Origin of the sequence: Mesorhizobium salmacidum (SeqCode) (assembly GCF_037179605.1) — a bacterium.
GTDB lineage: Bacteria > Pseudomonadota > Alphaproteobacteria > Rhizobiales > Rhizobiaceae > Mesorhizobium > Mesorhizobium salmacidum.
Genome location: NZ_JAPYKS010000005.1, coordinates 44,547 through 60,018, shown reverse-complemented (window position 1 = coordinate 60,018; position 15,472 = coordinate 44,547). Strand labels below are relative to the sequence as shown.

Genomic DNA, 15,472 nt, shown 5'->3' with positions numbered 1-15,472 from the left:
GGGAGGCGCCTTGAAACGGATATTGAACTGGCTGTCGACGGCGCGTGCGGCGCAGGCGGCGCTCGGGTTGCTGATCGTGATCGCGATCCGGTCGATCCTGGAGTTCTTCCGTGTCGGAGGCGCAAACGGCGGGCCGATTGACGGCGCACAGCTCCTCTATGTCGAAGGGGCCCTTGCCGCGTCGATCGCGGCGCTGGCCGTTCTCGTTCTGCATGCATCCGGGCGGCACCGCTGGGCAACAATGCTCACGGCGGCGGTCATCATCGCGCTGTTGGCCTGGAAGATCATCGCGACAAGTTGACGTTCGATGTGGCCTGATCAGTCCTCAAGCCGCCAGCGGCAGGCGCAGCTCCGTCAGCAGGCCGCCGTCCGGATGGTTGGACAGGCGGACTTCGCCACCCGCCGCACGCGCGATGTTGCGGGCGATGGTCAGCCCGAGCCCGAGCCCACCGGTCTGGCGGTTGCGGGACTGTTCGAGGCGCACGAAGGAGCCGAACACGGCGTCGATCTGGGCCTGGGGTATGCCCGGCCCTTCGTCGCGGATGGCGAGCGTGATCGTGCCGTCGGAGCGGCGCAGGCTGAGATGCGCCTTCTTGCCATAGGTGACGGCGTTCTGCACCAGATTGGTGACGCAGCGCTTCAGCGCCACCGGCCGCGCCATGCAGATCAGGCCGCGTGAGCGGGTGTCGTCATTGTCGAACGAGACGTCCGGATAGGCGTCGGCGATCGATTCCACGAGCGACCAGAAGTCGATGCGTTCGCTCTTTTCCTCGTTCACCTCGAAGGTGGCGAAGTCGATCACCGAACTGGCGATGCTCTCGACATCGGCGAGATCATGCGCCAGCGCCTCGCGAACCGCCGATTTGCGCAACAGCTCCAGGCGCAGCCGCATGCGCGTCATCGGCGTGCGCAGGTCATGCGCGAGTGCGGCGGCAAGATGTTCGCGGTCCTCGACATATTCGCGCAGCCTGGTCTGCATGGCGTTGATCGCCCTGGCGGCGGCACGCACCTCACGGCTGCCGCTCTCGGCGATCGGCGGGCTCTTCAGGTCCTTGCCGATCCTGTTCACGGCGGTTTCCATCATCCGGTAGGGCGCGGTCAGCCGGCGCAGCGACCAGATCGACATGATCACCACCAGCCCCGCGATCAGCGCATAGAGCGGCAGGCTGTCGACGCTCAGGATCGGGCCGACGGGGGTGATCGGTTCGGTGAAGTTCAGCCATTGGCCGTCGGCGAAGCGCAGCGAGGCCGTCAGCTTGTCGCTCTGGGCGAAATCGGCGGCCAGCACCAGAAGGTCCCGCTCGACCTGGCCGATATCGGGCCCCGGCGCCGCGCCGCTGGCATCGTCTGCTTCGCGCGTCGCCGGATCGCGGCGCACGCGCGCGTCGGTGATGCCGAACTTCGACAGCCGGCCGACGAGGATGTCCTCGAGCTCGGCCAGTTCGTCATCGCCGGCGATCGAGGAGGTGACGGCGGGCGTGTCCGACACGGTGAGCGCGTATGTCGAGTTGAACAGGCCCGCGGCGGTCGCCTTGCGCTCCTCCGGCGTGGCGCCACTCATCAACTGCACGAGCGAGAAGGCGCGGTCGTTGAGACGGTAGAGGTCGACCACGTCATTGGCGGCGGCGCGGTCGCGCGACACGATGTAAAGCGTCGCGACCTGGCTGATCAGCAGGCCGGCAATGACGATCAGCAGCACCCAGACAGGCAAGGTCTGCGGCAGGAAACGTCTCATTCGGAGGTCGTCTCGGGCAGGAACTGGTAGCCGCCGCTGCGCACGGTGAGGATCAGTTTGGGCGTCTTGGGATCATCTTCCATCTTGCGCCGCAACCGACTGACCAGGATGTCGATGCTGCGGTCGAAGGAATAGTCGCTGTCGCCGCCGGACAGTTCGATGAGCTGGTCGCGGGTCAGCACGCGCTGAGCGCTCTTGACGAAGGTCTGCAGGAGATTGAACTCGGCCATGGTCAGTTCGACCCTGACGTCGTCGGGCGCGGTCAGCCGGCGGCGCGAACAGTCCATGGTCCAGCCGGCGAAATGGTAAATCTGTTTTGTGGTGGCGCGCTTCGGCTCGGCGGCGCCGTTGCGCCGCAGCACGGCGCGGATGCGGGCCAGCAACTCGCGCGGGTCGAAGGGTTTGGGCACATAGTCGTCGGCGCCCATCTCGAGGCCGACGACACGGTCCGTTGTCTCGGTGACGGCGGTCAGCATGATGATAGGCGTCGTATACTGGGCGCGCAGGTCGCGGCACAGTTCCAGCCCGCTCCTACCGGGCAGCATCACGTCGAGCACGATGAGATCCACCTGGGAACGGCGCAGGATGGCCTCCATCTCGGCGCCGTCGGCGGCAACCGAGGTGTGCAGGCCCCGCTTCTGGAAGAACTCCTGAAGCAGGTCGCGGATGCCCTTGTCGTCGTCGACGATCAGTATGTGTGTCTCGGATTTCACAGGTGCGCTGTCCCGGTTGCCGGCCAAGCCATGATTGGCTGGTCAGCCACACGATAGAATTCGGGCCATATGTTGGCCAGTACCTTGCTTTTCAAGGGAGAATTAATTCCGCCTTCCCCACATGGAAAGCGACGGTCAGCTTGGCGTGGCCTGGCCAGACACAATCCAGAAACAAAATTCTACAATCGGGAAAAACTCCTGAAAAAGTAGGCCGGCATAACGGTGCCGTGGCGGTCAGGTCATCGGCTGCGACGCTAGTCTCCGGGTTTACGGATTAACCAATGCCAAGATTGTCGATCAGTTTGTTGGGAGTTCTGCTGGGCCTTGGCCTGCTCACTGCCGCTGTCGACCAATCGGATGCAAAGGCGCCGCTCACCCGGAGCGAACGGTGCGCCAATCTCAGCCACCAATTTGATGAAGCCCTCGAAACCCATGCCACGGCAACGCAGGTCACCGCGGCAAAGGCACTTCAGAGAAAGGGCAACCGGTACTGCGCCGCCAAGAAACAGGCGCAGGGCATCCGGATGCTCGCCAATGCTTTGAAGCTGCTTGGAGTGACACCGAACGACCCGGTCCAGTGACACTCAAAAACGACCCGCAGAAAAAAGGAAATGAAGCCATGAACAAGTCCATCCTGTCCGCCCTTGGTCTCGCCGTCGCTCTCGCCTTCTCGATGCCGGTTCTCGGCAACGCAGCCGCCACCACGACCGCTGCCCCGGCTGCCGCCACCACGACCACCGCTCCGGCTGCTGCCGCGATGACCACCGCTCCGGCCAAGGCTGCTCCGAAGAAGGTCGCCAAGAAGACCGTCTGCAAGGTGACCACGAAGCACAAGTGCCCGGTCAAGAAGGCTCCCGCGATGGCTGCTCCCGCGAAGGCGGCCCCTGCGAAGGCTGCTCCCAAGAAGCCCTGATCAGCTTCGAGGTTAGTTCAACCAAGGCCGCCCCAGCCGCAAACCGGCTGGGGCGGCCTTCTGCCAAGGGCACGGTCGATAAGCTGAACACCCGGCGGCTTCCAGCCACGCATCTCGATCGTGCTTAACCCGTTTGCAATGCCGGCCCTGTAGGACAATCCGCATGAAGAAGCGGCTTTCGTCCATTTTTCGCTCCATGGTGATCGGCGGCCTGGTTGCCACCGGCGTCGCCAGGGTGCTGATTCTGCTCACCGCCAGCCCTGTGCCGGACCCTGCAAGCGGGCGCACCGAGCCTTCGCTGTTCGCGCCGGCGATTTCCAGCAACTGGGATTACATCACGCCCGTGCAGGCGTGGCTTTTGATCGTGCTCGCCGGCGTGACGCTGATCTGCGTTGCCGGATGGCCGATCGCGGCATGGCTGGAACGCCGGGCGGATGCCGACGCAAGTCGCCGGATCTTCGGCCGTCAGGGCCGTTGAACCGCGACAGACCATTTCCCACATGATCGTGAAGGACTGGGCGTGCCCGCCGACGGTCCGCAAATGGACGGTCGCAGCCACCCGTGGCAAAATGCGGGCTTAAGTTTGATCGCGAAACAGTCGGTTCGAATGCCTGAAATCACCACAAAACCGCGCGTCAAGGTGAAGCCGCAGACAGAGCGGCCGAAGCTCTACAAGGTCATCCTCATCAATGACGATTTCACGCCGCGCGAATTCGTGGTGACGGTGCTGAAGGGCGAGTTCAAGCTCAGTGAGGACCAGGCGCACCGGGTCATGATCACCGCGCACCAGCGCGGCGTCTGCGTGGTCGCGGTCTTCACCAGGGATGTCGCCGAGACCAAGGCGACACGGGCCACCGACGCCGGCAAGGCCAAGGGCTATCCGCTGTTGTTCACGACGGAACCGGAGGAGTGAGGAGCGGTCGCCCGCAGGGCGATTAGTCGACAACGATTTGTCGACTAAAGCGACGAACGCCCGGAGCCATAGCGGAGGGCAGGAGCAGGGCGCTTTTTCCTTCTCCCACAACGGGAGAAGGGAAGTGCGCCCCGCTCTACCGTCCCTCGCGGTACCACATCGAGCCCATTGCCAGAAGCAGCAGGCCGAGGCCGAGGAAGCCGCCGAACAGCGGTACGCGCGACACGGCCTTCAAGACGCTGTCGTCGGTGGTGCGCAGGCCGATCCAGTCGCTGCCCGACGCTTCGCCGGCCGAACGCACCGGTACGATGGAAGGCAGCGTCACGTCGCTGGCCGTCGACGAGGCCAGCCGGCGCACGCTGCCGCCAGTGGCTTCCGCCGGCGCCTTCAGCCGCTCCTGCGTGGAGACGACGTCGGCGAATTCCGGCGCGTTGACCGGTCCGACATGGGCGAGCGCGGTGAGATCGCCATTGGCAACCTGGAAGAGGCCGATCTCGCTCGTCTGGACGCTGCCGAGGAAGACGCCGGGTTCGGATTTGTCGAGCTTGACGGTGAGCGTCTTGCCGGACGGGGTGATGATCTGCGCCGGGCCGGGATCGTCGGCCATCGTCTGGCGGCGGATCTCCAGCACCATGCCGCGCCCCTCGGCGGTCAGCCGTTCTTCCTCGAGCTCGGGCTCCTTCATCAGCCAGTGGGCAATGCGCCGGTAGAGCTGGACATGCGGACCGCCGCCCTCGAAGCCGCGCGCCCAGAGCCAGCCCTGATCGGACAGAAGCATGCCGACGCGGCCTTCGCCCTTGCGGTCGAGCAGCAGCAGCGGCCGGTTGTCGGCACCTTTCATCACCACTTCGCCTTGCGGGTTCTGCACGCCGATGGTGCGGAACCAGCGGCTCCAGTGCGGTGGCTCGGTGGCCGAACCGTCGAGGCCGCGCGTCACCGGGTGACGCTGGCCGAGTTCGGTCAGGCGCGGGTAGAACGCCTTGTCGACCACTTCGCCCGTCGGCATGGCCGGCAGGGCCGACATCAGCGGCGTGCGCGCGATCGAAGCCTCGCCGGCATATTCGGGGCCGGCGGCGATCAGCAGCGCGCCGCCCTTTTCGACATATTCGGAGATGTAATCGTAATAGAGGATCGGCAGCACGTCGCGGTGCTGGTAGCGGTCGAAGATGATGAGGTCGAAATCTTTGATCTTCTCGACGAACAGCTCGCGGGTCGGGAAGGCGATCAGCGACAATTCATTGATCGGCGTGCCGTCCTGCTTCTCCGGCGGCCGCAGGATGGTGAAATGGACGAGATCGACCGAGGCGTCGGATTTCAGCAGATTGCGCCAGGTGCGCTCGCCCGCATGCGGTTCACCCGATACGAGCAGCACGCGCAGGTTTTCGCGGATGCCGTCGACCAGCGCGATGGCGCGGTTGTTGGCATCGGTCAGTTCGCCCGGTTCGCGGTCGATGGCGAGTTCGATGATGTTGCGGCCGGCACTCGGGATGGTCACCTGCAGCGGCATGGTCTGGCCGACGGTGGCATGCTCGACCGAAACCTGCTCGCCGTTGACGGAGACGCGGACATCGACCGGCCCGGTTTCGTTTTCGGTCGAGATGACGCGGTATGTCATGTCGAGCGGCTTGCCGACAAGGCCGAAACGTGGCGCGTTCTCGAAACGTATGCGGCGGTCCTTCTCGTGGTCGTTGCCGGTGATGAGGGCATGCAGCGGGGCGTTGAAATCGGGCGTGCCCGAAGGCGTGTCATGCACCTCGCCGTCGGTGATCATGATGGCGCCACCGATACGCGAGGGCGGCACGTCGCGGAAAGCGCCTTCCAGCGCGCCGAACAGCCGCGTTTCGGTGCGCTCCTCGGCGGCGTCGGACTTGCCGGCCTCGACGATGCGGACATCGAACTGCTTGAAGCGGCCAAGACGCTGCTGCAGCCCGGCCACGGCCTCGTCGGTCTGTTTGGTGCGGTCGCCAATGTCCTGGCTCTGGCTACGGTCGACGATCAGCGCGACGACGCTCTTCAGCGGCTCGCGCTCCTCATTGAGGAACACCGGGTTGAAGAGGGCGGCGGCGAGCGCCAGCAGGGCGACGAAGCGCAGGACCGCGCCGCGCTGGCGAAACCACAGGCCGATGAGCGCGAGCAACGCCAAGGGCACCAGCACCAGGGCCATAAGCGGCCAGGAGATCAGCGGTTCGAAGGAGATCGACCAGTTCATGCCCTATCCTCCCGCCATGGGGGGAGGATCGAACATCGTGAGGGGGCCAAAAAAACGCATCATCCTACTGCCCCAACCGTTCGAGCAGGATGGGAACATGCACCTGGTCGGATTTGTAGTTGCCGGTCAGCATGTACATCATGATGTTGACGCCGGCGCGCAGCGCGTAGACCCGCTGCATCGGGTCGGCCGGCACGGTCGGCAGCAGCGGATCGCCATTCTCGTCGACCGCCCAGGCGCCGGCGAAATCATTGGCGGTAATCATGATCGGCGACACGCCGTCGCCGGTGCGCACCGGCCGGTTGTCGGCATTGCTGGCGTCGAGCGATGCCTCGACCCAGAGCGGGCTGCCGGCGAAACGGCCGGGAAATTCGGGCAGGATGAAGAAGGACTTGGTCAGCACATGGTCCGACGGCACCGGCTCCAGCGGCGGTACGTTGAGGTTGCCGAGGATGTCGCGCAGCCGCTCGGTCGCCGGGCTGGTGGAATCGGCGCCGATGCCGTTGGCGAACTGGTCGCGCGTGTCGAACAGCACGGTGCCGCCCTGCTGCATATAGGCGTCGATGCGGGCGATCGCGGCCTGGCTCGGCATCGGTGCCGATGGGTCGATCGGCCAGTAGATCAGCGGATAGAAGGACAGCTCGTCCTTCGATATGTCGACGCCGGCCGGCGCGCCCGGTTCGAGCGCCGTCTTCTCGATCAGGAAACGGGTCAGGCCCTCGAGCCCAGCGCGGCTGATCGAATCGACGCCCGGCACGCCGGTCAGCACATAGGCGATGCGGGTTTTTGAAATCGCCTCGATAGCGACCTGGTCACCCGGCTTGGCATCGTCGGCGCGCGCGACATCGGCATGGCCGAACAGTGCGCCAAGCCCGATCAATACCGCGGCGGTGGTTGCAGCGGCACCGGCCCGACGCGGCCGGCGCGAAAACAGGCCGCCCATCCACAACACCGCCAGCGTGTCGAGCAGCATCAGCAACAGAGCCGCCGCGACCAGCGCACCTTTCAGGTTGCGCGATTCATCAAAGGCATACTGGACCGTGGTGACCGGAACCGACACTTGCGGGCGCGCCAGCGGCTCGAACGTGCTTGCGGCGTCGAGCAGATTGTGGGCGTAGACGCCGGTCTCCGAGCCATAGAGGCCGGGCGGGTTCTCGAATGTGACCGGCAGTGCGCCGGCGCCCGGCACCAGCGGCCGCGCATCCGGTGTCGGCGGCACCAGCGAGCCGTCGGCCGCGATCATGCGATAGGGTGCCAGCGACGTGGCGGCGGCTTCGGCATTGGCGATCGCCGCGCCCTGGTTGCGGGACAATTGCACGATGCGGCGCAGCATCTCGACGAAACTGCCCGAGATCGGCAGGTTCGACCATGTCGCCTCCGGCGTGACATGGAACAGCACCAGCGTGCCCTTGCCCTTCTTCAGCCCGGTGACCAGCGGCGTGCCGTCGGCAAGGGCTGCCCAGGTGCGCTCGACGATGTCGGGTGTCGGCTCGGCCAGCACCTGCCTGGTCACCGTGACCTCGGTCGGCGGCGCCAGGTCGGCGAAGGGGCCGGCCTTGGGGAATTCGGTCACCGGCTGCGGCGAGGTCCATGACAACGCGCCGCCGAGCGAACGCTCGCCGGTGCGCAGGCGGACCGGCAGCAGGTCGTCGTCATTGCCGGCGGCGGCCAGCCGCGAGCCGGCGAAACGCACCAGCGTGCCGCCATTGTCGACCCAGTCGACCAGCCTTTGCCGAACCTGCGCGGGAATGGTGCCGATATCGGCCATCACGATCATCGCCGGCTTCTGGTCGAGGATCTGCGGGATGGCGTCGGCGAGATCGGCGCTGGAGGGCTCGACCAGGTCGGCGAAGGGCTGCAACGCGCGCCTGATGTAGTAGAGCGGCGACAGAAGCGGCTGCGCCTGGTCGGCCTCGGCTTGCGATAGCAGCCCGACGCGGCGGCGCTTCGAGCTTTCGTCGAGCACGCGCACGGCACCCGCATGGCGTTCGCCATCGAGCGCGATCGAGGCGAAGTCGTTGCGCAATTCGAACGGCACCGCCATGGTGCCGGTGGCCGTGGCCTCGCCCGGCGCGAAGGTCAGGGTCGCATCGGCGATGCGGCGGCCCTTGTCGTCGAAGGCGCCGGCGGTGACCTGCGCCGGGGCGGGATCGCCGGGCGCGCGGACGGCGGTCAGACCAAAGCCGTCGACCTGGTTTTCGGCTGATCTCAGGCCGGTCAGGGAAAGCCGGTCGGCCACCGCCCAGACAACGCGGGCGGCATTTTTGGACAACAGCGTGTTGAAAGCGGCCTCGTCGCCCTTGGCCGCCAGGCCATCGGCCAGTACGGCGACGCTGGCGCCGGGCAAGCTCTCCAGCACACCGGCGACGCGGGCATAGACGGCCGGCCGGTCGGTAGGGATCGGCCGCGGCTTGGCGGCGCGCAGCCGGTCGAGCGCGGCGGCGGCGTCAAAAGGGCCGATCTCCGCATTGGGCTTTTCGGCGGTGAAGGCGATGATAACAGGCACGCCGTTCGAGCCGGCGTCGTTGATCAGCCGCTCGGCGGTGGCGATGCGCTTGTTCCAGTCGGCGGCGCTGGCCCAGTCATTGTCGATGACCAGCGCAAGGGCGGCGCCCTCGGCCGGCAGCTTTTCGCGCGGGTTGAACACAGGTTCGGCCAATGCCGCGACGACGAGGGCCGCCATCAGCAGCCTGAGCAGCGTCAGCCACCAAGGGCTACGCTGCGGTGTTTCCTCCCGTCTCAGCACACGGGCCAGGATCTTCAGTGGCGGGAACACCTCGGTTTGCGGCTTGGGCGGCGTCAACCTCAGCAGCCACCAGATCACCGGCAGCGCCAGCAGGCCCCACAGCACCATGGGAGCGCCGAAGGAGAGCGGCAGCCAGCTCATGCGGCGGTCTTCCCAGGCTTGCCGCCACCGGTGGTAATGTCAGGCTTACCGCCACCGGCGGCAATGCCAGGCTGATTGTCACCGGCAATCATGCCGGGCTGATTGCCACCGGCAATCATGCCGGGAGTGGCGCTCGGCCCGGCATGACTGGAGGTCAGCCCGGCATGACCGCCATCGGCGGTCATTGCCATGTGCAGGCGCACCAGTGCGTCGGAAGCCAGCCGGTCGGTGTGGTTGACGGTAAAGCTCCAGCCGAGCCGCTTGCACCAACTGGCCAGTTCCTGGCGGCGGGCGGTGTAGAGCAAGCGGTATTCGTCGGCCAACATCTCGGCGCGGCCGGCGGTCAGCTTGTCGCCGGTCTCGGGATCGGTGAACTCGGTGCGGCCGGCATAGGGGAAAGTTTCCTCGGCCGGGTCGGCGACCTCGATCAGATGCGCGCGCACACCGTGGCGGGCGAGCACGTCGAGCCAGGCCATGGTTTCCTCGACCGGATCGAGAAAATCGCTGGCGATGACGATGTCGCAGAAGCGCCTAATGTCGGACAGATCGGGTTTTGCCGGCATCTCGCCGGCATGCATGAGTTGGGCCGCGATGCGCTCGGCGCCGTTGCGGGCGGTGAACGGATCGGTCAGCCCCGGCCAGGCGATGCGCTCGCCGCTGCGTGACAGGAGCTCGGCCATGGCCAGTGTCAGCACCAGCGCGCGCGATTGCTTGGAAACGCCGGCACCCGTCGATTTGTAGAGCATGGACGGCGAGGGGTCGGCCCACAACCAGACTGTATGAGCGGCTTCCCACTCGCGATCCCGCACATAGGTGTGATCGTCGCGGGCCGAGCGGCGCCAGTCGATGCGCGAGGAATCGCCTTCGACATAGGGCCGGAACTGCCAGAAATTCTCGCCGATGCCGCGCTTGCGGCGGCCATGCCACCCGGCGATCACGGTGTTGACGATACGGCGCGCCTCGACCAGCAGGTCGGGGACAAGCGAAGCCCGCAACCGGCCGCGGGCGAGCGCGTCGCGCGTCGCTGCCGGAGCCTGGACCTCGCCGATACGCGCCATTAGGGTCTGGACCCGCTAATATGATCTAAATGGTGTGAGGCTATCTGTTCGGATACGCGGAGCGAAGGCGCAGGAAGCCATTCGGCTTTCAAGTCCTTCGCGACAAAGTAGGCGGGCAGATGGACCACATCCTCCGGACGCCGAAATGGCTGCAAGCTGCGTCGTCGAACCGCTTGGCCGGGGGAAAGACCCCGACCTTCGCGATTCTCCTCGCATCTTTTTGCCATTACAGGCGCCATTTCGATCATATTAGCGGGTCCCGACCCTAAACGCCTTTCACGAGTTTCGCCACGACGTCGCGCACGCTGGTGCCCTCGGCACGGGCGGCGAAGGTCAGCGCCATGCGGTGCTGCAGCACTGGCTCGGCCAGTGCCCTGACATCGTCGACCGAGGGCGCCAGCCGTCCGTCGTAGAGCGCGCGTGCCCTGGTGCACAGCATCAGCGCCTGGCTGGCGCGCGGACCCGGGCCCCAGGCGACATGCTTGTCGGTGTCGGCATTGCCCTGGCCCGGACGCGCCGAACGCACCAGGGTGAGGATCGCCTCAACGACGCTTTCGGGCACCGGCATGCGGCGGATCAGCGTCTGGATCTCCTTCAGCCGTGCCGGTTGCAGCACGTTCTGGGCTTTCGCGTCCTCGACGCCGGTGGTTTCCAGAAGGATGCGGCGCTCGGCCTCGATTTCGGGGTAGAGGATGTCGACCTGCATCAGGAAGCGGTCGAGCTGGGCTTCGGGCAGCGGGTAGGTGCCTTCCTGCTCCAGCGGGTTCTGCGTCGCCAGCACATGGAAGGGCGAGGGCAGATCGTAGCGCGCGCCGGCAATGGTGACGTGATATTCCTGCATCGCCTGCAGCAGCGCCGACTGCGTGCGCGGCGAGGCGCGGTTGATCTCGTCGGCCATCAGCAGCTGGGCAAAGATCGGGCCGGAGATGAAGCGGAAGGAGCGCTTGCCGGTTTCGTCCTGCTCCATGACCTCGGAGCCGAGGATGTCGGATGGCATCAGGTCCGGCGTGAACTGGATGCGGCGTGAATCAAGCCCGAGCACGACGCCCAGCGTCTCGACCAGCTTGGTCTTGGCCAGGCCCGGCACGCCGACCAGCAGCGCATGTCCGCCGGCCAGCAGCGCCACCAGCGTGCGCTCGACGACGTTTTCCTGGCCGAAGATCACCCGGCCAACCCCGTCGCGGATCCTGGAGATGTCGGCAAGCGCCTTCTCGGCCTCGGCGATCATGTCCGTTTCGCTGATCGGGCTTTCCTTGACCATCACGCTCATGCCGCATCGATCCCTTTGGTTGGAATGCCATGGTTTGGAAATACTGGTCCGCACCATACCATAGACCGCCGCGATTCGGCCTCGCGGAGCGCCTATGGTTGAACTTAAATCACAGACTTAGGCTGACAAGCGGAACAACAGTGACTATTTCGTGACGATGACGGAACACCACGAACATCGCCAACAAAGCCTTACGCAGGCCACCGAGGCTCGAGGCCTCGAGGCGCTGATCTCGCGCGCGGCCCGTGCCGGCAAGGGCGCGGCGCCGGTCGAGCGCTGGAATCCCGACTTTTGCGGCGATCTCGACATGGAGATCAAGGCCGACGGCACCTGGTTCTACCTGGGCACGCCGATCGGCCGCATGCCGCTGGTACAGCTTTTCTCCTCCGTGCTGCGCAAGGACGCCGACGGCAGGACCTATCTGGTGACGCCGGTGGAAAAGGTCGGCATCCGCGTCGCCGATGCGCCTTTCATCGCCGTCGAGATGGATGTTTCGGGCGAAGGCGAGGATCAGGTCATCACCTTCCGCACCAATGTCGGCGACGTGGTCGAGGCCGGACCGGAGCGGCCGCTGCGCTTCGTCGACGAGAACGAGACCGGCGGCTTGAAGCCCTATCTGCTGGTGCGCGGCAGGCTGGAGGCGCTGGTGGCGCGGCCGGTCATGTACGAACTGGTCGGGCACGGCGAGGAGATCGAGGTCGACGGCAGGACGATGTTTTCGGTGCGCTCGAAGAACGCCGTGTTTCCGATCATGCCGGCGGATCAGTTGGAGCGGTTGAGCGCATGATGGACCAGGTGTCGCCGGCACCGTTCTCATCGGCGGATTTTCGCGCGCGCTTCGCCGCGCAGCCGGACGCGCATGCCGGCGACGACTATGGCGATCACCGCTTCAATCCCGGCCACCCGCGCCTCAACCCAGGCAAGCCGCTCCGCAACGCGGCGGTGCTGATCCCGGTGGTCGACCATGACGGCGAGGCGACGGTTCTCCTGACCAAACGGGCCGAGAAGCTGCGCAACCATTCCGGCCAAGTGGCTTTCCCGGGCGGCACGATCGATGCGGCCGACGCGAGCCCGGAGGCGGCGGCGCTGCGCGAGACCTTCGAGGAGATCGGCCTTGCCCCGGATCGCATCGAGATCATCGGCCGCATGCCCGATTACGTCGCCGGCAGCGGCTATCGCATCGCGCCGGTGCTCGGCATCGTGCGGCCGGGTTTCCAATTGGCTTTGAACGTCGACGAGGTCGATGCCGCCTTCGAAGTGCCGCTGCGCTTCCTGATGGACACCGCCAATCACAAGCGCGACAGCCGCATGTGGAACGATCTCGAATGGTTCTTCTACGACATGCCCTATGGCGACCGGCGTATCTGGGGCGTCACCGCCGGTATCATCCGTACGCTCCATGAAAGGCTCTATGCGTGAGTGTTTCGATCGCGGGCAGGGCCGACTGGCTCTCCGACAAGCATTTGCAGCGCCTGCTGGGCGTGCTTACCGAAGGCGGTGAAGAGGCACGCATCGCCGGCGGCGCCGTGCGCAACGTGCTGATGGGCCAGCCTGTCACCGACATCGACATCGCCACCTCTTGCCTGCCGCAGGAAACCATTCGTCGCGCCGTGGCGGAAGGCTTCAAGGCGGTGCCGACCGGTATCGAGCACGGCACCATCACGGTGGTCGCCGGCGGCAAACCCTACGAAATCACCACCTTGCGCGCCGATGTGGAGACCGATGGCCGCCGCGCCAAGGTGTCGTTCGGACGCGACTGGAAGCTCGACGCCGAGCGGCGCGATTTCACCATCAACGCGCTCTACGCGGAGGCCGACGGACGGGTTGTCGACCTTGTCGGCGGCATTGCCGACATCGAGGCGCGCCGGCTGCGCTTCATCGGCGATCCGGAGGCCCGCATCCGCGAGGATTATCTGCGCATCCTGCGCTTCTTCCGTTTCTTTGCCTGGTATGGCGATGGCCGGCCGGACGCCGAGGGACTGAAGGCCTGCGCCCGGCTGAAGGAGGGCCTCGGCCAACTCTCGGCGGAACGCATCTGGTCCGAACTGAAGAAGCTCTTGTCGGCGCCCGATCCTTCGCGGGCGCTGCTCTGGATGCGGCAGGCCGGTGTCCTGACCGCCGCGCTGTCGGAAAGCGAGAAATGGGGCATCGACGCGATCCACGGGTTGACCAAGGCCGAGAAGGACCTGAGCTGGGCGGTGGATCCGATGCTGCGGCTGGAGGCAATCGTGCCGCCGGATGCGGCGCGCATGAAGACGCTGGCCGAGAGGCTCAGGTTCTCGACCGCCGAAGCCGACCGCATGCTCCACTGGGCGCTCTCCACGGCCATCGAGCCGAAGACGACCGAGGGCGAACTGGCGAAAAAACTCTATCGCGGCGACCGGCAAGGGTTTGTCGATCGCTTGCGGCTTGCGCTTGCCGCGGCGCGGGTGCGCGCTATCGAGGACAATAATGCATTGCTTCAAGCGGGCGGCTTTTCGCGCCTGCTTGCCTTTGCGCTCAAATGGGAAAGGCCCGAATTTCCGCTGCGTGGGGCCGATCTGACCGCGCTCGGCGCAACGCCAGGGCCGAAGCTCGGTGAAATCCTGAAAAACATCGAGGCGGAATGGATCGAAGCGGGATTTGCGCCTGATCGCGACACGCTGCTCGAACGCGCCGCGGAGGCCCTTGAAACGTAGGCCAGAACCGCTGGGTCTCTGCCGGTGCCACCCTGCGGTTCCGTGCCGCTACCTGATCGACAGCGGAGCGAGGGCACGCGAAAGGCTTGCCTCGCCCTTGCCATAGACGGAGGCGCTATAGTTGGCCAGCGTGTCGGTGCGGGCCGTATTCAGCAACTGGTTGGTGATCTGGGTCGGCGTTGCCTTGGTGAACTTGCTGCCCACGATGGCAGCGTAGCCGGCAACGATCGGCGCGGCGAAAGAGGTGCCGTAAAGGCCGGTCTTGTCCCCGGTGACACCCACGACCAGGAAATGGCTCTGCACAGCCTGGTTGGAGCCGGCGATGTTGGAGTACCAGGCCATGCTGGCCTTGTTCGACGTCGTGCCGTTGCTGTTGAGCGCGCCGACGAAAATCGCGGATGCCTTTCCGACCAGGGCGAGGTCGAGATAGTCTTGCTGGCCGCTGGTGACGCCGCCCACGGCAACCGCGTCGTTGCCCGCGGCCTTCGAAACCACGGCCGTTCCCTTGGTGGCATAGGAGATGATGGAGGCTTCCTCGGCGCTCCATCCGATCTGGCTGGGGCTGTAACCCGCATTGGTGTACATGCCATAGCTCAGATTGAGCACGTTCAGGCCCGGCGACAGCGCGACCGATGAGCTGGTGGAAAAGTCTTTCGACCTTATGGTTGCCAAGGGCGCAACCATGCTGGCTTCTTCGCGGGTCCATTCGCCGTGGCGCTGGGTCTGCGTGCCGATACCGAAATTGCCGCTGAACTTCGATGTGCTGGAGAAATCGTCGACGATCGTGATGGTGACGCCTTGGCCCTTGTAACCGGCACGCCATGCGGCTCCGACATCCGGGCTCATCCAGCCCTGCAAAGTCTGCGATGTGGCCGCCGGCAAGGTTGCGCTCAGGCATATGGAAGCGTTCGACTGACCGCCCCGGCAGAGCGTGGATAGCGGATCCGGACCGCCAGCTTCTTGAGCCGCCGCCATGGAGGCCGGCAGAAGGGCGAAGGCCGTGGCGACACCGAACTTCCAACGCGCATTTGACATGATCTTACCCCGGTTCAAACGGAAGCTAGGACGGACGACCGCGAATCTCCGGCGGCTACGC

The 15,472-nt window shown here is 65.7% G+C and carries 15 protein-coding genes; 8 read left to right on the top strand and 7 right to left on the bottom strand.

Annotated features, from left to right (window positions below; translation table 11 throughout):
• Positions 1-22 precede the first annotated feature (22 nt).
• On the top strand, positions 23-301 hold the full coding sequence (locus O7A60_RS08515; RefSeq protein WP_337105860.1) for a hypothetical protein: 279 nt from the start codon (positions 23-25) through the stop codon (positions 299-301).
• A 24-nt stretch (positions 302-325) separates the two neighbouring features.
• On the opposite strand, the gene O7A60_RS08510 is transcribed toward O7A60_RS08515, so the two are convergent.
• Together O7A60_RS08510 and O7A60_RS08505 are read right to left on the bottom strand one after the other, a co-directional pair.
• The gene (locus tag O7A60_RS08510) at positions 326-1,735 is read right to left on the bottom strand and encodes an ATP-binding protein (protein WP_027143394.1); all 1,410 of its coding nucleotides are present in this window, start codon (positions 1,733-1,735) and stop codon (positions 326-328) included.
• The gene (locus O7A60_RS08505; RefSeq protein ID WP_337105858.1) at positions 1,732-2,448 is read right to left on the bottom strand and encodes a response regulator transcription factor; all 717 of its coding nucleotides are present in this window, start codon (positions 2,446-2,448) and stop codon (positions 1,732-1,734) included. Before O7A60_RS08505 ends, O7A60_RS08510 begins: the two co-directional genes overlap by 4 nt.
• Positions 2,449-2,729: 281 nt before the next feature.
• Between O7A60_RS08505 and O7A60_RS08500 the strand changes: the two genes are divergently transcribed.
• The 4 genes from O7A60_RS08500 (at position 2,730) to clpS (ending at position 4,274) form a co-directional block, all read left to right on the top strand.
• Entirely contained in the window at positions 2,730-3,029 is a 300-nt protein-coding gene (locus tag O7A60_RS08500; RefSeq protein WP_015316050.1) for a hypothetical protein, read from the top strand.
• A 38-nt stretch (positions 3,030-3,067) separates the two neighbouring features.
• Positions 3,068-3,361, top strand: a complete 294-nt coding sequence (locus O7A60_RS08495; protein ID WP_140770006.1) for a hypothetical protein — start codon at positions 3,068-3,070, stop codon at positions 3,359-3,361.
• Positions 3,362-3,524: 163 nt separating this feature from the next.
• Positions 3,525-3,839 (top strand): hypothetical protein, encoded by a 315-nt coding sequence (locus O7A60_RS08490; RefSeq protein WP_027143391.1) that lies wholly within the window; start codon positions 3,525-3,527, stop codon positions 3,837-3,839.
• Positions 3,840-3,968: 129 nt separating this feature from the next.
• Positions 3,969-4,274 carry an ATP-dependent Clp protease adapter ClpS gene (gene clpS, locus O7A60_RS08485; protein WP_027143390.1) on the top strand — a complete coding sequence of 102 codons (306 nt, stop codon included), beginning with the start codon at positions 3,969-3,971 and terminating at the stop codon, positions 4,272-4,274.
• A gap of 136 nt (positions 4,275-4,410) precedes the next feature.
• Here the strand turns inward: clpS and O7A60_RS08480 are convergent, their stop codons facing one another.
• From O7A60_RS08480 to O7A60_RS08465, 4 genes are all read right to left on the bottom strand, one after another.
• Positions 4,411-6,483 carry a hypothetical protein gene (locus O7A60_RS08480; RefSeq protein WP_337105857.1) on the bottom strand — a complete coding sequence of 691 codons (2,073 nt, stop codon included), beginning with the start codon at positions 6,481-6,483 and terminating at the stop codon, positions 4,411-4,413.
• Between the two features lie 64 nt (positions 6,484-6,547).
• Positions 6,548-9,370 (bottom strand): DUF4159 domain-containing protein, encoded by a 2,823-nt coding sequence (locus O7A60_RS08475; RefSeq protein WP_337105856.1) that lies wholly within the window; start codon positions 9,368-9,370, stop codon positions 6,548-6,550.
• Positions 9,367-10,428 carry a DUF58 domain-containing protein gene (locus tag O7A60_RS08470; RefSeq protein ID WP_337105855.1) on the bottom strand — a complete coding sequence of 354 codons (1,062 nt, stop codon included), beginning with the start codon at positions 10,426-10,428 and terminating at the stop codon, positions 9,367-9,369. The genes O7A60_RS08475 and O7A60_RS08470 overlap by 4 nt, the downstream gene beginning before the upstream one ends.
• Before the next feature lie 265 nt (positions 10,429-10,693).
• Positions 10,694-11,698 (bottom strand): AAA family ATPase, encoded by a 1,005-nt coding sequence (locus tag O7A60_RS08465; RefSeq protein ID WP_027143386.1) that lies wholly within the window; start codon positions 11,696-11,698, stop codon positions 10,694-10,696.
• 157 nt (positions 11,699-11,855) lie between these two features.
• Between O7A60_RS08465 and O7A60_RS08460 the strand changes: the two genes are divergently transcribed.
• Genes O7A60_RS08460 through O7A60_RS08450 form a run of 3 tightly spaced genes read left to right on the top strand, consistent with a single transcriptional unit; the run spans position 11,856 to position 14,376 of the window.
• Positions 11,856-12,485, top strand: a complete 630-nt coding sequence (locus O7A60_RS08460; RefSeq protein ID WP_337106051.1) for a DUF1285 domain-containing protein — start codon at positions 11,856-11,858, stop codon at positions 12,483-12,485.
• The gene (locus tag O7A60_RS08455; RefSeq protein WP_337106050.1) at positions 12,485-13,117 is read left to right on the top strand and encodes a CoA pyrophosphatase; all 633 of its coding nucleotides are present in this window, start codon (positions 12,485-12,487) and stop codon (positions 13,115-13,117) included. Before O7A60_RS08460 ends, O7A60_RS08455 begins: the two co-directional genes overlap by 1 nt.
• On the top strand, positions 13,114-14,376 hold the full coding sequence (locus O7A60_RS08450) for a CCA tRNA nucleotidyltransferase (RefSeq protein WP_337105854.1): 1,263 nt from the start codon (positions 13,114-13,116) through the stop codon (positions 14,374-14,376). The genes O7A60_RS08455 and O7A60_RS08450 overlap by 4 nt, the downstream gene beginning before the upstream one ends.
• Positions 14,377-14,424: 48 nt before the next feature.
• Here the strand turns inward: O7A60_RS08450 and O7A60_RS08445 are convergent, their stop codons facing one another.
• A complete protein-coding gene (locus O7A60_RS08445) occupies positions 14,425-15,411 on the bottom strand; it encodes a S8 family serine peptidase (protein WP_337105853.1) in 987 nt (328 codons plus the stop codon).
• Positions 15,412-15,472: the final 61 nt, after the last annotated feature.